Origin of the sequence: Nocardia sp. 852002-20019_SCH5090214, assembly GCF_001665865.1 — a bacterium.
Classification (GTDB): domain Bacteria; phylum Actinomycetota; class Actinomycetes; order Mycobacteriales; family Mycobacteriaceae; genus Nocardia; species Nocardia nova.
Map to the genome: position 1 here is coordinate 1 of NZ_LZMK01000129.1, position 1,657 is coordinate 1,657.

General features: G+C 64.5%; 2 protein-coding genes. Both read right to left on the reverse strand.

The window, feature by feature from the left end; all coding sequences use genetic code 11:
* A partial coding sequence (locus A5780_RS11405) for a hypothetical protein (protein ID WP_197521723.1) occupies positions 1 to 623 on the reverse strand: 623 nt, incomplete at its 3' end.
* Between the two features lie 48 nt (positions 624 to 671).
* The gene (locus A5780_RS11410; protein WP_197521724.1) at positions 672 to 1,418 is read right to left on the reverse strand and encodes a helix-turn-helix domain-containing protein; all 747 of its coding nucleotides are present in this window, start codon (positions 1,416 to 1,418) and stop codon (positions 672 to 674) included.
* Between the last annotated feature and the right edge of the window lie 239 nt (positions 1,419 to 1,657).

Sequence of the window (1,657 nt, forward strand, 5' to 3'; positions counted from 1 at the left end):
AGCGCGTTGTCGACCAGACCGATGAGGGTGCGGCGGGTGAGGGCGGCGATGGCGTCGGGGTTGGTGGCGGCGCGGATCAGCTGATTGGTGGCGGTGGCGGTGGCGAGGATTTCGATGCGCGCGGGTTCTGTGGTGACGAGGCAGGATGCGGCGCCGTCGCTGACGACGGAGTTGACTTGACGGAGCAAGCGCTGTTCGGGTGTGGTGCAGGCGTCGGTGGTCACCAGCAGCACAGTGCGGGCCTCGCCGGAAGCGACGAGGGTGCGGGCGAGATGTAAGGCGGTGCCGAAGTTGGCGCATTCGGCGGCCGAGACCCCGATCGGTGTGGCGTGGGTGAGACCGAAACGCTCACTCAGGTGCAGGAGTTCGGTGTTTTCGATCTGGCCGAACCCTATGGTGGAGGAGGCGAGCATGAGGATGTCGATCCTGGACGCCGGGATGGGGGATTGGTCGAGCGTTTCCGCGATGCACATTGCGGCCATGTCGATAGGTGAATTGCGGGCGTGCCGATAGCGAGAGAGTCCGACCTCGTGCAGGGCATCGAGCAGTCCTGGCTCGGCAGCGATGAGGTCTATTCCTGTGATCGGTCGCGGGTCCCCGGTGATGTGAGCCATCCCGGTCATGAAAACACGCATGATGTTCTGCCTTGGAAGGTGCTGTGACACGGACTGTTACTTGCATCCCGCGCTGGTGTTGCTGATGCCGTAGGCGACGACGATGGCGTGCGGGCTGCGGAATTCGCTGATCTGCAGCGAGATAGCGGCCGGATCGGGAGAACCGGTGTGCTGCAATAGAACAGGCTTGCCGGATGGGCGGCCATAGCTGACGGCGGTGGGGTGTGCCCGCCAGAGCTCGGCGAACTGCGGATCGGCGGCCAGGGTGCGCAGCAGGGCCCGAGCATGGTGGCTGTTGCGATATGGGCCGATGGCAGCGCGCAGCGCGGCGACGACATGTGGTGCTTCGTCATCCCAGTCGACGACCAGCTCGCGCGCGGACGGCTGGAAGAACCACAACGCTAGGTTGTTACCGGAGTGACGAAGTCCGGGAAGCGCGTCATACAGCCGGTCGCTGGCGGTGAGCACGGTCGCCAGGGGAGTGGTGTAGGCGCAGATGATGTGGGCGGAATCCAGATGGGCGAGATGGGCGTTGACTTCCGGTGTCGCGATCTGGTGCCGTAGGTCGTCGTCGGCCGGAAGCCGCCGGGGCGGGTTCCACAAGTCGTAGGTGTGGCGACGTTGAGCGGTGTCGAGGTCGTAGCCTTGCACGATGCTGGCCAGGGTGTCGATGGTGGGGAGGGACCGGCCGTGTTCGATCTTGAATAGGTAGGCCGTGCTGATCCGGGCGCGAGCGGCGGCGATCTCGCGTGACCAGCCTCGCTCTTGGCGTATCTGATCCAACCAGATGTGCAGGTTCGGCATGTCCACCTGTGCGGCTGCGCGGGCGCGTCGGGTAGGTCTGGGTGGGTGCCTGCCGTCTGTGTGGCCGCGTACTCGGTTCACCCGCCTGTCTCCGTCTCTCCCCGACGCCGTCTCGACCGGATCTGAAATATGAATATTCATAGAGTTCGCGCGTATTCGACGGTGACCGATCACTGGTGTTTCAATGCCGCTCGTTGGTGTCGGTGCGGTGGCGAGCGCTGAATTCTGCCCATGACATG

Coding starts and splice junctions, on each gene's coding strand:
- A5780_RS11410 (WP_197521724.1), bottom strand. CDS start 1,418: ATGCCGAACCTGCACATCTGGTTGGATCAGATACGCCAAGAGCGAGGC.